General features: G+C 69.6%; 17 protein-coding genes and 2 pseudogenes. 8 read left to right on the top strand and 11 right to left on the bottom strand.

Annotation, left to right across the window (positions count from 1 at the left end; translation table 11 throughout):
- Nucleotides 1–129: 129 nt before the first annotated feature.
- Nucleotides 130–978, top strand: a complete 849-nt coding sequence (gene dpgD, locus P3T29_RS23680; protein WP_280718612.1) for an enoyl-CoA-hydratase DpgD — start codon at nt 130–132, stop codon at nt 976–978.
- A 108-nt stretch (nt 979–1,086) separates the two neighbouring features.
- On the opposite strand, the gene P3T29_RS23685 is transcribed toward dpgD, so the two are convergent.
- Nucleotides 1,087–3,426 carry an alkaline phosphatase family protein gene (locus P3T29_RS23685; RefSeq protein ID WP_280718613.1) on the bottom strand — a complete coding sequence of 780 codons (2,340 nt, stop codon included), beginning with the start codon at nt 3,424–3,426 and terminating at the stop codon, nt 1,087–1,089.
- A 213-nt stretch (nt 3,427–3,639) separates the two neighbouring features.
- On the opposite strand from P3T29_RS23685, the gene P3T29_RS23690 reads away from it, so the two are divergent.
- Nucleotides 3,640–4,437: a GntR family transcriptional regulator gene (locus tag P3T29_RS23690; protein WP_280718614.1), complete on the top strand. Its 798-nt coding sequence runs from the start codon at nt 3,640–3,642 to the stop codon at nt 4,435–4,437.
- Nucleotides 4,438–4,463: 26 nt separating this feature from the next.
- Here P3T29_RS23690 and P3T29_RS23695 read toward each other — a convergent pair whose 3' ends face one another.
- Nucleotides 4,464–4,955: an Lrp/AsnC family transcriptional regulator gene (locus tag P3T29_RS23695; protein WP_280718615.1), complete on the bottom strand. Its 492-nt coding sequence runs from the start codon at nt 4,953–4,955 to the stop codon at nt 4,464–4,466.
- A 111-nt stretch (nt 4,956–5,066) separates the two neighbouring features.
- Here P3T29_RS23695 and P3T29_RS23700 point away from each other — a divergent pair, with 111 nt between their 5' ends.
- Nucleotides 5,067–6,803, top strand: coding sequence for a histidine decarboxylase (locus P3T29_RS23700; RefSeq protein WP_280718616.1), 1,737 nt, complete (start codon nt 5,067–5,069; stop codon nt 6,801–6,803).
- Nucleotides 6,804–6,815: 12 nt separating this feature from the next.
- Nucleotides 6,816–6,965 (top strand): hypothetical protein, encoded by a 150-nt coding sequence (locus tag P3T29_RS23705; RefSeq protein ID WP_280718617.1) that lies wholly within the window; start codon nt 6,816–6,818, stop codon nt 6,963–6,965.
- A 43-nt stretch (nt 6,966–7,008) separates the two neighbouring features.
- Here the strand turns inward: P3T29_RS23705 and P3T29_RS23710 are convergent, their stop codons facing one another.
- From P3T29_RS23710 to P3T29_RS23730, 5 genes are all read right to left on the bottom strand, one after another.
- Nucleotides 7,009–7,131, bottom strand: coding sequence for a hypothetical protein (locus P3T29_RS23710; RefSeq protein ID WP_280718618.1), 123 nt, complete (start codon nt 7,129–7,131; stop codon nt 7,009–7,011).
- Between the two features lie 184 nt (nt 7,132–7,315).
- A complete protein-coding gene (locus P3T29_RS23715) occupies nt 7,316–7,480 on the bottom strand; it encodes a hypothetical protein (RefSeq protein ID WP_280718619.1) in 165 nt (54 codons plus the stop codon).
- A gap of 31 nt (nt 7,481–7,511) precedes the next feature.
- On the bottom strand, nt 7,512–8,435 hold the full coding sequence (locus P3T29_RS23720) for an ABC transporter ATP-binding protein (RefSeq protein ID WP_280718620.1): 924 nt from the start codon (nt 8,433–8,435) through the stop codon (nt 7,512–7,514).
- Nucleotides 8,432–9,241, bottom strand: a complete 810-nt coding sequence (locus P3T29_RS23725; protein ID WP_280718621.1) for a hypothetical protein — start codon at nt 9,239–9,241, stop codon at nt 8,432–8,434. The genes P3T29_RS23720 and P3T29_RS23725 overlap by 4 nt, the downstream gene beginning before the upstream one ends.
- On the bottom strand, nt 9,238–9,936 hold the full coding sequence (locus P3T29_RS23730; protein WP_280718622.1) for a hypothetical protein: 699 nt from the start codon (nt 9,934–9,936) through the stop codon (nt 9,238–9,240). Before P3T29_RS23730 ends, P3T29_RS23725 begins: the two co-directional genes overlap by 4 nt.
- A gap of 190 nt (nt 9,937–10,126) precedes the next feature.
- On the opposite strand from P3T29_RS23730, the gene P3T29_RS23735 reads away from it, so the two are divergent.
- The 4 genes and pseudogenes from P3T29_RS23735 to P3T29_RS23750 all read left to right on the top strand — a co-directional run bounded on the left by P3T29_RS23735 (nt 10,127) and on the right by P3T29_RS23750 (nt 13,066).
- A complete protein-coding gene (locus P3T29_RS23735) occupies nt 10,127–11,272 on the top strand; it encodes a histidine kinase (protein WP_280718654.1) in 1,146 nt (381 codons plus the stop codon).
- On the top strand, nt 11,269–11,949 hold the full coding sequence (locus tag P3T29_RS23740; RefSeq protein WP_280718623.1) for a response regulator transcription factor: 681 nt from the start codon (nt 11,269–11,271) through the stop codon (nt 11,947–11,949). The genes P3T29_RS23735 and P3T29_RS23740 overlap by 4 nt, the downstream gene beginning before the upstream one ends.
- Nucleotides 11,950–12,084: 135 nt before the next feature.
- Nucleotides 12,085–12,237, top strand: a pseudogene (locus tag P3T29_RS23745) (DUF255 domain-containing protein); the annotation flags it as partial.
- A 283-nt stretch (nt 12,238–12,520) separates the two neighbouring features.
- Nucleotides 12,521–13,066: a Uma2 family endonuclease gene (locus P3T29_RS23750; RefSeq protein ID WP_280718624.1), complete on the top strand. Its 546-nt coding sequence runs from the start codon at nt 12,521–12,523 to the stop codon at nt 13,064–13,066.
- 86 nt (nt 13,067–13,152) lie between these two features.
- On the opposite strand, the pseudogene P3T29_RS23755 reads toward P3T29_RS23750, so the two are convergent.
- From P3T29_RS23755 to P3T29_RS23770, 4 genes and pseudogenes are all read right to left on the bottom strand, one after another.
- Nucleotides 13,153–13,686: pseudogene (locus P3T29_RS23755) on the bottom strand (hypothetical protein); the annotation flags it as partial.
- Between the two features lie 20 nt (nt 13,687–13,706).
- The gene (locus tag P3T29_RS23760) at nt 13,707–15,668 is read right to left on the bottom strand and encodes a hypothetical protein (protein ID WP_280718625.1); all 1,962 of its coding nucleotides are present in this window, start codon (nt 15,666–15,668) and stop codon (nt 13,707–13,709) included.
- Complete coding sequence (locus tag P3T29_RS23765; protein ID WP_280718626.1) at nt 15,665–16,828, bottom strand: 5'-methylthioadenosine/S-adenosylhomocysteine nucleosidase; 1,164 nt, start codon at nt 16,826–16,828, stop codon at nt 15,665–15,667. The genes P3T29_RS23760 and P3T29_RS23765 overlap by 4 nt, the downstream gene beginning before the upstream one ends.
- Complete coding sequence (locus tag P3T29_RS23770) at nt 16,829–17,572, bottom strand: NUDIX domain-containing protein (RefSeq protein WP_280718627.1); 744 nt, start codon at nt 17,570–17,572, stop codon at nt 16,829–16,831. It lies immediately after the preceding gene.
- Between the last annotated feature and the right edge of the window lie 89 nt (nt 17,573–17,661).

Here is a 17,661-nt window from a genome sequence, read left to right on the forward strand (position 1 = left end):
GCCCACCGATAGCAATGGTCGGGCCGCTCTGCGGGGCCCTGTCAAACAGTTTCACGGAAAATCCTCCGCATGGCACGCTGTCGAAGTAGGGAATAGACGATGTAGCGCACAGGCGCTACGCTTGCCGCCATGTCATGGGAATCGGGGATCAACGAAGAAGGCGTTGGCGGCCACTCTCCGGAATTGTCGAGAGTGCGCTACGAGAAGGTCGGCCGGGTGGCCTACGTGACTCTCGACCGGCCCGAGGTCCTCAATGCGATGGACTTGCGCATGCACGAGGAGCTCGCCTGGGTCTGGGACGATTTCGAGGCCGATGACGACATGTGGGTGGCCGTGCTCTCCGGTGCCGGCACCCGTGCCTTCTCGGTCGGCCAGGACCTGAAGGAGCTGGCCGGGCGGGAACGCGAGGGCACTGCGAGCCCGTCCACCTTCGGTAGCCGGGGCAAGCCCGGCTGGCCGCGTCTGACGGAACGGTTCGAGCTGGCCAAGCCGGTCGTCGCCAAGGTCCAGGGGTACGCCATGGGCGGCGGCTTCGAACTCGCACTCTCCTGTGACATCGTCATTGCCTCCGTGGACGCGACCTTTGCGCTGCCCGAGGCCAAGCTCGGCCTGATGGCCGGAGCCGGCGGTGTATTCCGACTGACCCGGCAGCTTCCGTGGAAGACCGCGATGGGACACCTTCTGACGGGGCGTCCGATGAACGCTCAGCGAGCGTACGAACTCGGTCTCGTCAATGAGGTCGTCCCGGCCGGTGACCTGGAGGCCTGTGTCGAGGGCTGGGTGGCCGACATCGTGCGCTGCGCGCCCCTCGCGGTCCGGGCGATCAAGGAAGCGGCCACGAAGTCCGCCACCATGACGCTGGAGTCGGCGTTCGCGACGCGCTACCCATGGGAAGAGCGGCGCATGCACAGCAAGGATGCGATCGAAGGCCCACTCGCCTTCGCCGAGAAGCGTGACCCTCGGTGGGAGGCCCGCTGACCACGGGACGACAGCGCCGGGGTGGGCCTCTCGGCTCACCCCGGCGCTCTGCCCACTGCCCTGCCCACTGCTCTACCAGCAGCTCTCAGCGCTCTCAGGCACGGTGCGTCACGAGACGTTGACCGCGCTGTCGTCGATCACGAAGCTGGTCTGCGCGGAGGAGGAGTCCTCCGTGCCGGTGAACGTGAGGGTGACGGTCCGGCCGGCGAAGGAGGAGACGTCGAACGACTCCTGGACGTAGCCGGTGTTGGCGTTCAGGTTGGAGTAGCCGGCCAGCGTGGTGCCGTTGGCCGTCACCTTGAGGGTGTCGGCGGCGGTGGTGCCGGTCTTGGCGGTGTCGACGTGCAGCCAGAAGCTGAACGTCCCCTTGCAGCCGGTCGGGATGGTGACGGCCTGCGACAGGGTGTCGGTGTGGGCGGCGCCGTAGCCGTCCAGCCAGGCGTCGTAGCTGCCGGAGTGGGCGGGCTCGGAGGTGGTGTCGTTGTTGACGACGCCGGCGGTGGCGGTCCACGGCGCTGCGGTGCCGGTCTCGAAGCCGGGGTTGCCGAGCAGCTGGGCCGACGTGCACCCGGAGGCCGCGCCGACGGTCCAGCCGAAGGTGGTGGTGCCGGCCGCGCCGGTGCCGTCGGTGACGGTGAGCGTCACGGTGGAGCTGCCCGCAGCGGTCGGAGTGCCGGTGATCAGGCCCGAGGAGTTGATCGCCAGGCCGGCGGGCAGGCCGGTGGCGGCGTACGTCAGGGTCTGGCCGCTCGCCGAGTCCGAGGCCTGGATCTGCAGCGGGCTGATCGCGGTGCCGAGGGTCGAGTTCTGCGAGCCGGGGCCGGTGACGGCGACGGTGTTCCCGCCGGTGCCCGTACCGGCGGTGGTGAACACCTCGTTGTACGGGGTGGCCCACTTGTCGTTGTCGGTCATCGTCGTGGTCAGCCCGAGCGCGCCCTCGATGACCCGGGCGGTGCTGTAGTGGTCGTACCGGTTCGCGTCCTGGTACCCGGCCTTGACGGTGCCCTGCGAACCGATCGCCAGCGTCATGACCTGGTTGGTCTGTCCGGGCCCCCAGCCGCCGGGCGCGTTGCTGCCGTCCTCGTCCGTGGTGAGGATGAGTAGGGACTTCTGCTGCGTCCAGGCCGGGGAGTTGAACAGGGTCGGCAGGGTCTGGCTCAGCCAGGTGTCACCGGAGGCGATTCCACAGCCCTCCATGTCACTGCAGCCGTCCGCGTCGAACCAGGTGAACGCGGGGGTGCTCGCCGTCGAGGCCAGGTCGGTGTTGAGCAGTTGCGGCAGCGGCTGCCAGTGCGCCTGGCAGTAGGCGTTGTCGTTCTTCATCTTCGCCGCGTAGTAGAACGGCACGTCGTCGGCGGAGTAGTTGCCGCTGTCGGTGGTCTGGCAGTTGCTGGTCTGGCTCTGGACGTACTGCTTCCAGCTCTTGCCGGCCGCGTCCAGGTTGTCGCTCAGGCCGTTGTTGGTGGCGGTGCAGGCCGTGCTGGTGATGCAGTTGGCGTTGCCGCCGCCGGCCGCCTTGTTGCTGCGGCCGTAGGAGTTGCCGAACGCGATCTGCTCGTAGTTCGGGTCCGAATTGTGCGTGCCGGCGTGGTAGTTGGTCAGCAATGACCCCATCGGCACCAGGGTGTTGTTGATGTACGGCGCGGCGGAGTTGCCGATGATCCCGGCGCCGCCGTCGACTGTGTTCGAGCTCGCGGAGAGGTTGTTGTTCTCCATCATGACGACGAAGACGTGGTCGTACCCGGGCACCGTGGAGGCGGGGACGGTCAGGGCCGGGGCGGCGGTCGCGGTGTCGAGGGTCAACGAGAGATCGTCGGCCAGCCCGTCGTTCTGCGTCCCGGTCATGGTGAAGTCGACTGCGGTGAGGATCGACCGGGTGCCGACGGGAACCGTGGCGGTCGCGCTGCGCTGCAGGAACTCGGTGGTGTTCGAGCGGTCGGCGGCCAGCACCGGGCCGATGGACGAGGTGCCCAGCGAGGCGCCGGACGCGCTGAGGTAGCTGATCCTCACTGCGGCCGCGTCGTTGTAGCTGCTGACGCCGCCGAGCCAGCCGGAGACGGTGGAGTGCACGCCGCCCGCGTCGATCGCGGTGGCCGCCGAGGAGACGTCGGTGGTCTGCGTCATCTCCGAGGAGCCGCGCGAGCCGCCCTGGAAGTACGCGGTGCCCTTGGACGGCGAGCCGGGGGTGGTCGTGTTGGCACCGTTCGTCGCGTTGTAGCAGTTGATCACCGGGTCGCCGGAGGTGATCTGCCAGCCCGGCAGGGTGGTCTCCTCCCAGCCGCCGGGGCTGCACTGCGAGGTCTCCGCGCCGGAGTTGAGCAGCAGGTTCGCGCTGCCGGTCGCGGCGGCGGCCGGGGAGACGGCCGGGGCGGACAGCGCCGCGCCCAGCAGCGCGGCCGCCACCGCCCGGCTCGTCCAAGGGTTGGTTGATCTGAGCTTGCCGTACATCGAGTTCCTCCGAGGGAAGCGGGGGCCGAGCCACAGAACGTCCGTACGTCGCGATTGGGCTAGCCCAATCGCGACGAGAATGGCGGTGGCGGGCGGACAGCGCAAGACCGCCAGCTGCCCAGCGGACGACGGTTGGGCGAACGGCCTGCCGCGCCCCCGGCCCGGCGGCCGCGCCCCCGCTCCCCGGACCCCGCCTCGGCTACCGTTGACGGGGTGACCACACGCCCGGCCGAGGCCAGTGCCCCACCGTCCGCCGCGCTGCGGCCCGCCCGCGAGGGCCTGCCCGAGCACGGCGAAGCTCCCAAGTACTTCCAGGTGAAGCACAAGATCTCAACGGTCCTGGACACCCTGAGCCAGGGCGCCGCCGTGCCCACCGAACGGGAGCTGGCCGAGCGTTTCGGGGTTTCCCGGATGACCGTGCGCCAAGCCATCAGGGAGCTGCGCCTGGAGGGCAGGCTCCAGCGCCGTGGCCGCTCGACCGTCGTCGCAGGACCCAAGTTCGTCCAGCCGCTCATCCTCGCCAGCTACACCGAAGGGGTCCGCCGGCAGGGCCGACGTCCTGGCCGGCAGTTGCTCACCCTCGAACAGCTCCCCGCCGAGGCCGACCTCGCCGGACTCCTGCAGATCCCGGTCGGCGCCACCGTGGTCCACCTCGAACGGCTGCTGCTCGCCGACGACGAACGGATCGGCGTCGAGAGCACCTACCTCCCGGTGCAGCGTTTCCCCACCCTCGCCACCCACTTCGACCCGGCCACCTCGCTGTACGCGTTCCTGCGCGCGGCCGGGGTGCAGTTCGCCGAAGCCGACGAACGGATCGAGACCGTCCTGGCCTCACCCCGCGAGGTGCAGCTGATCGGCACCAGCCCGGCCCTGCCCATGCTGCTGATCAACCGCGTCTCCCGTGACCTGGACGGCCGCCCCATCGAGTGCGTCCGATCCCTCTACCGTGGCGACCGCTTCAGCTTCACCACCCGCCTGACACCGGAACTTTCGACACCGGAACTGTCATAGGTCGACCGGCAATTGGGGAGTGGCGTTCACGGGCCCGGCGTCAGCTGCAGGCGGCCGGCGATCTGTTCGAAGATCAGGTTGGTCCGGGTCTGGGCCACTGCGGAGTGGGTGGTGAGGTGGTCCACCACGAAGTCACGCAGGGCGTCGGGGTGGGCGAGGGCGACGTGCAGGAGGTAGTCGTCGGAGCCGGCCATGTGGAAGACGGCGACGACGCCGGGCAGGTCGGGGGCGGTGGCTCGGAAGCTCTCGTTCTGTTCCCGGGTGTGGGCCCGGAGCCGGACCGAGATCATCGCCTGCAGTGGCAGCCCGATCGCGGCGGGGGCTATCTCGGCCCGGAACGCGCGGATGACCCCGCGCTCGCGCAGCGCGCGTACCCGGGCCAGGCAGGTCGAGGGGGCGATGCCCACCGCGTCCGCGAGTGCGTTGTTCGGGATGCGGGCGTCGTCGGCGAGGATCCGCAGGATCGCCCGGTCCACGTCGTCGAGCGGCGTCTGTCGGGTGTGATGATTATTCGGCACAGGGTCCAGGGTCGCTGCTCATGCCGATGATATGCAAGGCATCAAGGGCTGATTCCGAATCTTCTACGGAAGACTTCCCCTCGAACTGCCGCATGTTCCATTCTGGCTGCCATGATCCGAACCGAAACCCTGCCCGCCTTCGCGACCCACGACGACCCGTCCCGGCTGGAGCCGGACGTGCGTGAGTTCGCGATACCGGCGGGCGGGCTGGACGAGGAGCAGCGGCTGCGCGCCCTCAACCGGATGGACGAGTACCTGACCAGGAAGCGCCGGCACCTGCTCGGCTTCCAGGCCACCCAGGAGATGGGCGGTAGCGCCTTCGACCTCGGCCGGTTCATGCAGCACAACATCAACAACCTCGGCGACCCGTTCCAGAGCGGCGGCTACAAGCCGAACACCAAGGTCGTCGAGCGCGCCGTCCTCGACTACTACGCCGCCCTCTGGCACGCCGACGGGCCGCACCACCCGGACGACCCCGAGTCGTACTGGGGCTATGTGCTCTCCATGGGCTCCACCGAGGGCAACATGTACGCGCTCTGGAACGCCCGGGACTACCTGAGCGGCAAGCCGCTGATCCAGCCCTCGACCGGGAGCTCGGGCGACCGGGCGGTCGGACCGGTCGGACCGGTCGGGTCGGCCAACCCCAACGCCCGACGCCCGGTGGCCTTCTACTCCGAGGACACCCACTACTCCTTCGCCAAGGCCGTCTGCGTGCTGGGCGTCGACACCTTCCACGCCGTGGGCACCGAGCAGTACCCCGGCGAGTGCCCGCTGCTCGGGCCCGCTGGTGAGCCGCGTGACTGGCCCACCGAGGTGCCCTCGCGCAGCGGCCCCTCGGGGCACTCCTGGGACGGCACCGGCGAGATCGACGCCGACGCCCTGGCGGTGCTGGTGGAGTTCTTCGCCGCGAAGGGCCACCCGGTCTTCGTCAGCCTCAACCTCGGCAGCACCTTCAAGGGTGCCCACGACGACGTGCGCGGGGTCTGCGAGCGGCTGCTGCCGATCTTCGAGAAGCACGGCCTGGTCCAGGGGCAGGTGGTGCACGGCAAGGACCCGGTCACCGGCGAGCCGCTGGTCGACCTGCGCCGGCGCTTCTGGATCCACGTGGACGGCGCCCTCGGAGCCGGCTACGTGCCGTTCGTGCGGATGGCCGGCGCGGGTGGCCCGTCCGGCGTGGGTGGCCCGTCCGGCTCGGGCGACGACGCGGCGGGTCCGGGCGACGACGCGGCTGGCTTCGGCTGGATCCCCGAGACCGAGCTGCCGGAGTTCGACTTCGGCCTCACCCTGCCCACCCGGGAGTTCGGCGAGCTCGACATGGTCTCCTCGATCGCCATGAGCGGCCACAAGTGGCCCGGCGCGCCCTGGCCGTGCGGCATCTACATGACGAAGGTCAAGTACCAGGTCGCACCCCCGTCCCAGCCGGAGTACACCGGTGCGCCCGACACCACCTTCGCCGGCTCCCGCAACGGCTTCTCGCCGTTGGTGCTCTGGGACCACCTCTCCCGCTACTCCCACCAGGACCAGGTGGACCGGATCCGCCGCTCCCAGCAGCTGGCCGCCTACCTGGAGCAGCAACTGCGCCTGCTGGAACTGGAGAAGGACGTCGACCTCTGGCCGGCCCGCACCCCGGGCGCCATCACCGTACGGTTCCGCAAGCCCAGCCCCGAGCTGGTGGCCAAGTGGTCCCTCTCCTCGCAGGACGTCCTGACCGTCCCGGGCGACGAGAGCACCCGCCGCAGCTACGTGCACGTCTTCCTGATGTCCTCGGTCGACCGCGCCAAGCTGGACGCGCTGCTGGCGGATCTGGCCGACGACCCCGTCATCCTCGGTGCGGCGCCCCTGTCGTGAGCGGCTGACCGCGTGAACCGACTCGGTGATGCCGCCTCCCCGTACCTGCGCCGGCACCTGGTGGCCCTGGACCCTGAGGCGTTCGCCGGCGCGGCGCGGCGCGGGGTGCCGGTGCTGCTGAGCCTGTGGGAGATGGTGGCTCCCGGCGCCGGCGGGTGGTAGTCGCGGGCGGGCGAGGCCACGTCCGCCCGCGACCGGTCCGGTGTCAGTAGGGGGTGTCGAAGCAGAGGCTCTGGGTCCACGCCGAGGTTCCGTACTGGTTGGCAGCACGCATGGCGACGCAGATGTGGTCGCCGGAGTACGGTGATCGGCGGAGCTCCGCCGGCATTCGCCAGCACCTGGAGGGCAGCACTCCCGCTGCGGACGAGTAAGGGCACGGGAGCGCAGATCACGTCCCATACGGTGACGTTCTGCGCCCCCCGGTCGAGGAGGAGCTCTCTGGGGAGGCGCTTGAGGGCAAGGTCCACCCGAGCGCCACGGGAGGCGCCAACCGCCGTGTGCTCAGGCAGCGTTCAACGGCGGTTGCGGCGGTTGCGCACCAGGCGGACGACGTAGATGGGACCGCCGATGATGGCGCCGATGATGAGGGCCCAGAGCACGAAGTAGGCGGGGCCGGGGTGGAAGCCGGTGGTGGTGTCGGCGGCGGCCAGGACGGCGGCGAGTGGCTGGTGGGGCATCTTCTGCTCCTTGGATGTTGGCGGGGTGGGGTCAGATGGCGCGGAGGTTGGGGCCGGGGTGCTGGGCCCGCTCCGGGGCGATGGCGTGCATCAGGGCGATGTAGCCGTCCTCGACGGTGGCGCTGACGCGCTCCGCGTCCGGGGCGGGGGTGCCGGAACTGATGACCCGGTACGTGGTGCCGGTCATGCCGGGGGTGACGTTGACGGTGGGCAGGGTGGGCGGCACGGCGGTGGCCGGCTGGGTGAGGTGCCACACCATGCCCTCGGCACGGGTGGCGAGGTCACCGATGGCGCCCTGGAAGGCGACGTGCCCGCGCTCGATCACCACGACGTTCGGGCAGGTCTGCACGATGTCGTCGACGATGTGGGTGGAGAGCAGCACCGTCCGGTCGCCGGCCAGCCTGGCGAGCAGGCTACGGAACCGCAGCCGCTCCTCGGGGTCCAGCCCCACGGTGGGTTCGTCGACGATCAGCAGCCGGGGGTCGTTCAGGATCGCCTGGGCGATGCCCACGCGGCGCTTCATGCCGCCCGAGTAGCCCTTCACCTTCCGGTTGGCGACATCGCTGAGCGAGACCAGTTCGAGGACCTCATTGACGCGGACGCGGCGGGCGCGCCGGTCGGTGATGCCCTTGAGCAGCGCCATGTAGTCGAGGAACTGGCGGGCCGTCAAGTCCGGGTACAGGCCGAGCTCCTGGGGGAGGTAGCCGGTGGTGGCCTTGACCTCTCGGCGCTGGCTGCGCGACGTGAGCTCGGTGCCGTCCACCGCGACGGTGCCCGAGGTCGGCAGCAGCACCCCGGTGAGGACCCGCATGAAGGTGGTCTTGCCGGCCCCGTTGGGGCCGAGCAGACCGACCATGCCGACGGGCAGGCGCAGGCTGATGCCGTCGAGGGCGCGGATCTCGCCGCGCCGGAAGGTGACGGTCAGATCGGTGATGGTCACGTTGGGCGCGGTCATGACGGGCTCCTCCTGGTGAGCACGAGCTGGGTAATCACGAGGGCGGCGAGCGCCATGAGCAGCAGGAAGGCGATGCTGAGAACGGCCTCGCCGCCGGTCGGGGTGATTCCCCGCTGCCTGGCGTCGAACAGGGTGCCGTGGAACCAGGCACCGGCCGGGTACTCGCCGATGGCTTCGAAGGGCGTGCCGGCGGGGGTGGGGATCCCGAAGCGCGGGCCGACCATGTTGCCCCAGACCCAGTAGCCGAACAGGCCCAGCCGGTACAGCACGGGCCCGGTCAGGTACGGGATGGTGACCGAGCAGGCCGAGATGAAGATCAGCCCGGGCAGGATGATGGCGGCGAACGCCGCGAGGCCGACCGGGATCACCCCGGCCCCGCGCTGGGCGGTCAGGTAGCCGAGCAGGCCCACCCAGGCGACGGCGACCGGTGTGATGGTCGCCGCGCCGGCGCCGATGGCCTTGCCCCACAGGCGCGGGCCGATGCCGGTGGGCGTCGAGGTCAGCAGGTCGCTCAGCCCCAGCCGGGACTCCCGCCAGGCGCGGTCGGCGAGGACGGCGCCGACGCCGATCGGGCACAGCATGAAGTTGCCCGCCCAGTCCGCGACCAGAAAGGTGTTGTCCGTGGTGCTGGTGAAACCGGGCGGGAAGGGCGATGCGCAGCGCAGCGCGATCAGCCCGACCACGACCACCCAGACCGCCGGGCGGCGTACCTGCATCAGGTACTCGTAGCGGGCGGCCGCGACGGTCTTCGCCCACCAGGTGCGAGCTGCTGTCGGCGGGGCGGTTCGCTGAAGGACGGTGGTCATGCGGTATCGCTCCCCACAAATCGTTCGGGACGCCCCAGTAGCAGGCCGGCCGCGATCACGGCGACGACGCCGACGGCGGGCAGGGCGATTCGGTTGACGGTCCATTCGTGCGCCGGGACCTTGGCGGCGACGCCCATGAACATGTACTGCGCCCGCAGCACCGTGTTGTCCCGGATGGCGGGCGTCATCAGGTACTGGGCCAGCCACAGGCCCCCGATCAGGCCGCTTGCGGCGGCCGGGCTGCGCAGGCCGATCGCGATGAGCATCGCCAGTGCGACCAGCCAGAGCATCGGCGGGGCCCACACCAGGACGTAACCGCCCGTGCCCTGCCCCACTGGCCAGGCGTTCAAGGCGCGGAACACGACGGCGTCCAACAGCGTGACCAGGGCCGCTGGGGCCACCACCAGGCCGACCCGCAGGAACAGCACCCGGCGGTAGGCCGTAGTGGTCATGACCAGCTCGGCGCCGGGATCACGCCCCACGACCGACGAGGCCGCGACGGCGGTGCCGAGCGGGGCGAAGCCCGCCAGGACCGCGCCGGCGGCGAGGTCGAGGTGCTCCGCGCCGGCCCCGGTGGCATGCATGACGATCACCAGGATCGCGCCGCCCAGCGTTGCCGCCAGTGCCGTCACCGGCGGGGCGATGCCGATGACCCGCAGCTCCAATCGGAGGCGGGCCCAGGTGGACCGGTTCATGTCCACCTGCCGGCTCGTGCAGGTCCCGCGTCGCCGCAGAATGTGTCAAGGTCTCGTTGCATGCCGTCAAGCCTGGTCACGCCGACCGGGACTCGTACCGGCCAAAAGTACTGATCGGGCGGATCGGAGCGGTCCTTTTGGCCGGTGCGGCGGCCGCGACCGGTTCCGTAGCCTGAGCACCGTGAGTGTGATGGAACGGCTGGCCGCACTGGCCGCACTGGCCGCCAGACGAACCAACGTCCTGCTCGGGCTTGCCTTCGCGGCGGTGCTGGCAGCGACGGCCTACTGGCATGCCGCCCACGCGGGCGGCCGGGGCTGGTTGCTCGAATGCGGTGTCGGTGCGGTGGTGTGCGTCGCAGCGCTGCTCCGGGAGCGCAACCGGCTGGTCGCCGTGGCCATCGGCCTGTCCGTCGCGGCTGCCGCCGTCCTCGCCGCCGGCATGGGGTATCTGACCGGTCAGCCCGGCGTTGCCGCGTCCCTGGCGCTGACCGTCCTCGCCGGCTCGGCGGTCCGGGTCCTGCCGCCCGGACGAGCCGCCGTGGTCGCCGCGGCCGGGCTCGCGGTCACGGTACTCGGCCGGCTCGTGACCACCTCACATGCCGTTGCCCCGTTCCACATGGGCGTCCAGGGCTGGTTGGCCGGTCTTGGCACGGGGCTCGTCCTGCGCTTTCTGGAGCATCACCGCCAGGCCGCCGTCGAGGCGGTGCGGCGAGACGAACGCCTGGCCCTAGCTCGGGAGTTGCACGATGTCGTCGCCCACCATGTCTCCGGCATCGTGATGCACACCCACGCCGCCCAGATCATGCTCCGCAAGCAGCCCGACCTCCTCGGCGACGCCCTGGCGGACATCGAACGCTCGGGCACCGACGCCATGGACGCCATGCGACGGGTGGTAGCCCTGCTCCGCGACGCGGAGGACGGCGCTGCCGTCACTGCGGGCCCCGAGCAACTCATCGACCTGGTCCGCCGCTTCGAAGAGCACGGACCGGCCGTCGATCTCCGGCTGCCCACCGCAGCGCCGACCTGGCCACCCGTGGTCACCACCACCGTGTACCGGGTCGTCCAGGAATCCCTGACCAACATCGCCCGCCACGCCCGCGGCGCCTGCGCGGCCACCGTCACCATCTCCCAGGACAGCACGGACATCACCGTCGAGATCGACAACGATGCTCCGCCGCACCCCCCGATCCGCGCCTCCCCGCGTGGCGGCTACGGCCTGGTCGGCATGCGCGAGCGCGTCGAGGCACTGGGCGGTACGCTCAACGCCGGTCCGCAGCCCGGCGCCGGCTGGTCGGTACGGGCCACCCTGCCCCTGCATGCCGGAGACCGCCCGTGAGCATCAGCGTGCTGGTCGCCGACGACCAGGCCATGATCCGCACCAGCCTGCGCCTCATCCTGGAGGACGAGCCCGACATCACCGTCGTCGCGGAAGCACGCGACGGTGCCGAGGCCGTCGCCCTGGCCCGCCAACTGCGGCCCGACGTCTGCCTCATCGACATCCGCATGCCCCGCCTCGACGGCATCGACGTCACCCGCGCACTCGCCGGACCGGGCATCGCCGACCCGCTCCGGGTCGTCATCGTCACCACCTTCGGACTCGACGAGTACGTCTACGGCGCCCTCCAGGCCGGAGCCCTCGGATTCGTCCTCAAAGACGGCGACCCCACCCTGTTCACCGCCGCCGTGCGGGCCGCCAGCACCGGGGACGCCCTGATCTCCCCATCGATCACCCGGCGCCTGCTCCGCAACCTCGCCCCCATCAAGACCTCCCCCGCCCTCCAGCCCAACCCCCCGCTCACCGACCGGGAAACCGACGTCATCCGCGCCGTCGCCCGGGGCCGCACCAACCAGGAGATCGCGGCCGCCCTCTTCATCTCCGTCAGCACCGTGAAGGGCCACCTCGCCGCGATCCAGAACAAACTCGGAGCCCGCAACCGCAGCGAGATCACCGCCTGGGCCTGGGAATCCCACCTCATGCCGGGCAGCGCAGATCAACGGAACAGCGGCCGATAGCACCAGCGCCGGTGGGCCGAGTCAGGCGGGGGACTGGGGGATCCCCGTTCATCACGTGATGGCGCATGAGTGCAAATCGGCCAAGCGGGTGCGGGTTCCGTCGTCGGGGGCGGGGAACTTGAGAGGCTGGGGCGTATGAACCGGTTGGCTGGTGTGACCTCGCCTTATCTGCTTCAGCGCGCCGATGATCCGGTCGACTGGTGGCCCTGGGGACCGGAGGCTTTCGAGGAAGCACGGCGGCGCAACGTGCCCGTTCTGCCATTGGTCGGCTACGCAGCGTGTCACTGGTTCCAATGACTTAACACAACCCGGTAGTTCTGACCTGGGATGTTTTCGGGGAGTGCCGGCGTGGGCACGTACGATGAGCGACTGTGCAGGGAGATGGACGCCCGGGTCATAGTTCAGCTGGCCGCCTCGCCCGAACAGTACGCCTGCATCCGCCCAGCGCTTGGAGGGCACACCCCGCTGCTCCTGTCCACGAGTATGACGCCGCCCCGGCCGGCACTCTCATGGTGGACCCCGCGCAGGACCGTGGCCCCATATCCTGAGAGGCGACAGGAAGGAGCCGTTGATGAGCATCGACGCGGTCATGCACACCGAGTTCCCCGCTGGGTACGTGGTCTTCTTCGGTACCGACGGGAAGGTGGTCATGACTCCGCAGAGCTTCGAGCACTCCAGCACGATCAAGTCGATGCAGATCGACTCGCTCTTGCTCGGCCGGCACGCGAAGACAGCCTCCGACGTCTACCTGGACTTCCCGGCCGACGAGAACTCCGCCCCGGACTTCGCGATCCTGCGGGAGGACGCGCAGCGGCAGGGCAAGCGCTACGGCTTCGAGGACGTGCTGTTGATCGCCGAGGTTGTGTCAGTCTCCTCCGCGCGCAAGGACTACGACGACTGCACCGCGAAGTACGGCCGCTACGGCATCCCGGTCTATGTGGTGGTGGACCCGTACGCCGCGGAGGTCGTCGTCCACACCCAGCCCACCAGCTCCGGTTACATCGCGGCGCACACCCACAAGTACGGCTCGGGCAAGCTGCCCATCGAGCTGGCCGACGGGCGGACCTACACCCTCGACCTGGACGAACTGCCCCGGCCCGAGCCGGATGCCTGCTGACCGTACAGCGGAGCCCGCTCGCGCCTCCGCGCACTGGAGGCGTCGTACGCGTGTGTGGAGCGGGTCCGGCGGGGCTGGTGCTGCCGCTCCGTACGGCGCAGGAACTGCCAGCCCAGCACGGCCAGGGCGAGCGTCTGCACGAGAGAAGTGAGCGCGAGCAGGGGCTGAACGGTGGGAGAGCACCAGAACGCGGTGGTGCAGATTATCGGCAGGACCAGGTAGGCGCACAGGTCCACCACGGTCTGAAGCCGCTTGCGCATGGCGTGGCCCGCAACGTTGCGGTGGTAGACCTCCCAGCCGAACACTGTGCCATGGGCGGAGGCGAGTTTCCCCAGGCGCGGTCCCAGTTGGTCGCGGACGTAGCAGCCGATCGCCGAGATCTTCTCGTCGTTGACCAGATAGGTCCAGCCCAGGATCAGGCAGATCGCCGGGACGAAGAGCAGCAGTCGGGACTGTCCGCTCTGGACGGTGACCACCACGACCGCAGTGGCTGCGGCGAGCGTGAAGTAGAGCAGGTTGTCGCGGAACCCTATGCGGGTCTTCTGTTCGTCCTTGAGGCAGTCGTACTCGGCCAGCAGGATCTTGCTCTCGGTGACATCGTCCGTGGAGGTCACAGGCATTCCTATGGTCGAGTTCGGGATCAGCCGGCGATCTGGAAGGGTGTCAGGTTGTCGGGGCCGTGCCGTTCGATCCAGCTCTTCCCGTCCGCCGCTATCCCCTCCAGGAGGCGGAAGGTGTGAGTGGAGCCGGTCGCGCTGAGGTTGATCTCGGAGATCTCCTGGGAGTTCTCGTTCGGCGCCAGTTGATGGGCGTCGGCGTCCTTGATGCGGATCTTCCTGGCAGGTCCGTTAGTGAGGACGAGTTCCAGGTCGTAGCCGACGTCGACGTTCTCCGTCACCTGCACGGAGGACACCGCGTCGAACCGGTAGTTGCTCCGCTGCTCGTTCCTGCGCGTCGCGTCGGAGAAGTTGAACTCGGAGCTGACCTCGCGGATGCCGTCCTGGGTGAACAGGAACAGGCGGAAGACGTAGTGCGAGTACCGCCAGGGGCCGCCCCTGACCCGGCCCCGTTTGTAGGAAGGACCCGGGGCCACCAGGATGGTGTGGGTGATCAGGTCGCGCCAGGTGAGCTGGTGGTGCCGGAGCGCCTCATCGACGAACGAGGTCTTGTCACAGGTGAGCCAGGTCTCCATTTCCAGCTCGCTGGGGCGTGTCGCGTCCAGGAACGACTGCCAGCGCTGGTGGGCGATCTGTCGTGCGGTCAGTTGTTCCTGGTACTCCTGGGTCTCGCGGATCAGTCGGTACTCCTCGCGCCTGATCTGATACCACCGGGAAGCGGCCGCGTGCCCGGACCAGGCCGCACCGAGCACGGCCAGAAACACCCACAGCGGCCGAGGTTGGGCGGCACCCGAGACCGCCGTGCCGAACGCGGCCAGGGCCGCGGCGCCGAGAACGGCGAGGGCCGCTACGGTCAGGGCCTTCGTCCTGCCCGGGGTCTGCTCCTGGCGGTGCTGGAACAGGGTGCCGTCGTTGTGGCGGTTCCGGGTGTCCTCGGCGAGGTACCGGATCAGCCAGTTGACCCGCTCCACACCGATCCGGCTCTCCCGGTAGAGGTCCGCGATCTCGGCCGCGAGGCTGCCGCGGACCTGAGCGGTGTGGGCGAGCCAGGCGTCCGGGGCGAACCCGTAGGGCGTGCGAACGCTGAAGTAGTGATCGAACGAATGGCGGACGCCCTTGGTGAACCCGCCCTCGGCAGAGGCGGGATCGCGCGGGTGCGGGACGCGGGGCCCGGATGCGGGGCCCGGCCGGGATTCCCGGCCCCACCACCGGAGACCGCAACGGGCCGCGGTCAGGCCCGCGCCGAGCGCCACCAGTAACTCGACGACCGCCTGGGTCGGATCAGCGATCAGCGCCAGGGTCCAGAGGAGCACACTGCTGACGACGAACAGGACCGCCCGGACCGGGAGGGCCGCCTGGGCGGCGGCAGCGGTGCTCGGGCGGGGCGGAACGGCCCGCGCCCCGATGGGGGTGGGCGCGAAGTAGGCCCAGACCCGCCGGGCCCGCTCGTTGCCGAAGCGCTCCGCCCCGGCACGTTCGCGGGTCTCCGCCCACAGATCGTCCTTCAGACCTCCGGTGAGAATGAGGTCGAGGTGGCGGAGGATCGCGTCGTGCTGGCGGAGCGGCAGGTCCTGCAGCTGCTTCAGCACGGGGCCGGTTTCGCCGTTGGCGGTGCTGAGTACCGCCAGCAGGTCGAAAGTGACGCGCAGGGCTTCCTTCCACTCGTCCTCGGCGTAGGTCTGCACGAGCCCGGAGGTGTAACGCAGCCGCTGGACCTCTTCGGTGCTGAGGTCGTGGTGGGTGCGTGCGCTGAGCATGGCAAGCACCCAGTGGAAACGCACCTCCGCACCGTCGTACCCGTGGACGATCGCATCAGTGATCATTTCGCGGGCGCGGCTGGGGACGCCGTCCTGCAGGAGTTGCACGCCCACCCGGTACTTCTCCTGCGGCGAGGCGTCCGGGTGGACGAGGTAGATGGTGGAGTCGTGTACGGTCTCGGCCTGGATCCCGATGGTGGAGTTGTACGCGGCGTTGCTGTGGCTCATGCCAGGTCACCGGCCGCGGCGACGATGGGAGCCAGTGCGGCCACCAGCGCGGGGTACTCCGCGACCAGTCCGCGCAGCCTCCTGAGCGTCATGACCGTCCGCTTCGACGATTCAGGGGTGTTTCCCCCGGCCGAGCGGAGGGCGGAGTCCAGATCGGTCAGGGCCTCCCGGCAGGTGTCCTCGTCGAGGGTGCCCTCGGCACGGTGCCACGCCAACTGGTCGTGGAAACATTCCAGTTCCGCGATCAGGTCGGTCGGGCCGGATGCCTTCGGGGCCGTGTTCAGGTGGACGTTGCTGCCCGTGACCGAGCCGGCCATGACGCCGACGGTGCTGTTGTGCGCGGTGTTGCTGACGTGTCGGTCGAGCTGGTCGGTCGAGCGGACCCTGTCGTCCCGGGGCATCGCGGTCTCCTCCTGTTCTCCCAGCAGTTCCACCGCCAAGCGGGTGGCGAAGGCCGCCGCGTTCGCTGCGGCCTTCGGCTGCCAGTTGCGGTCCTCCGCGCTGTTCTTCGTGCCGTCTGCCCGGTCGCTGATCCCCCGGACGATGGCCACCGGCGCCCCGTTGAGATGGCCGGCCTGTGCCACACCGGCCGCCTCCATCTCGATGGCGAGTGCGTCGTTGTAGTGCCGCCGGATCCACTTCGCCTCGGCCGAGATCCTCGAGTTCTGGACGATCTCGCCGGCGGCGATTGCCCCGAAGCGCACCTGCGGCGCGTCCTCGTGACCAGGTGCGGGGTCCGCCCAGTCGTTCAGGCGGGCCAGGTGGGAGGCGAGCTGGCTGATGCCGTGCGGTGCTTCCCACACCCGAGGGCGGGCTTTGAGCCCGTCGTCCTCGCTGGTCCCGCCGTGGTAGGCGTACACGTGTGACGCCATCACCACGTCGCCCAGCCTGGTGGTGTCCCACAGGGCGCCGGCGACCCCGACGAACAGCACGGCCACCGGTGAGAACTCTTGAATCGCGCGTTCGGCGATCACCGCGGCGGAATGGTTCCCCTTGCTCGTCAGGCCGAGCGCGACGTTGCACGACGTGCCCCGCACGGATCCCACTTCGAACCGGGTACCACGCTCATGGCGGTGCACCTGCGGATCGGCCAGCCTCTGGCGCACGGCCTGGTACTCAAGATTGAGGGCGGTGAGAATCACCACCGAGCCATTCGACATCTACTCCTCTTCCCCTCTCGTGTTCTCTTCCGTTGCGGATGGCGCGGGGCGGATCAGCGGTGGGAACAGCACGGTTTTCGGACCGGCCCGGTACAGCCGTGCGGGCCGTCCTCCCGTGGTCCTGCGGTCCGTGCCGGCGGGGATGATGAATCCCTTCGCGGCTTGGACCTTCCGGTAGAAATTGCGGGTGTCGAGTTCGGTGCCCCAGACAGCCTCATACACCTGTTGCAGCTCCGCGATGGTGAAGCTCTCCTCGCAGAAGGCTGTGGCCAGCGCTGAGAACTCGAGCTTGGTGCGCGCGTGTTCGATCCCGTCCGTAGCGATTCGGCGGTGGTCGAAGGCGAGCTCCACCTCGCCGGACAGGACAGCTTCTGCGGGAAGCCACGCGGCGTCGGTGGCATCCGTCCCCGCGACCGGGTCGGGCAGCCCCGGCGCGATCGCCAGGTGGGCCACGGAGACGACCCGGCCCCGCGGATCGCGGCCCGAGGACCCGTACACGGCCAGCTGTTCAAGGTGCACCGAGTCGGCGGTCAGGGTCGTTTCCTCGCTCAGTTCACGGTGGGCGGCATCCAGAATCTCCTCACCATCGTGGTTCAGGAACCCTCCGGGCAGGGCGAGCATGCCCCGGAAGGGGTCTTCGCCCCGCTCCACCAGGAGGACGTGCAGGCGGCTCTCCCGCAGCGTCAGGATCACGAGATCGACCGTCAGCAGTACAGGAGTTGGTGACCACACGTCATCTTGCATGTCCTGCAAGGTACTTCAGTTATTGTCACTTGCACAAGAAGGGGGGTGATGGGGATTGCTGTGCCGCTCGACTCCGCAGCCGCGGCGCG

This window comes from Kitasatospora sp. MAP5-34 (assembly GCF_029894335.1).
GTDB lineage: Bacteria > Actinomycetota > Actinomycetes > Streptomycetales > Streptomycetaceae > Kitasatospora.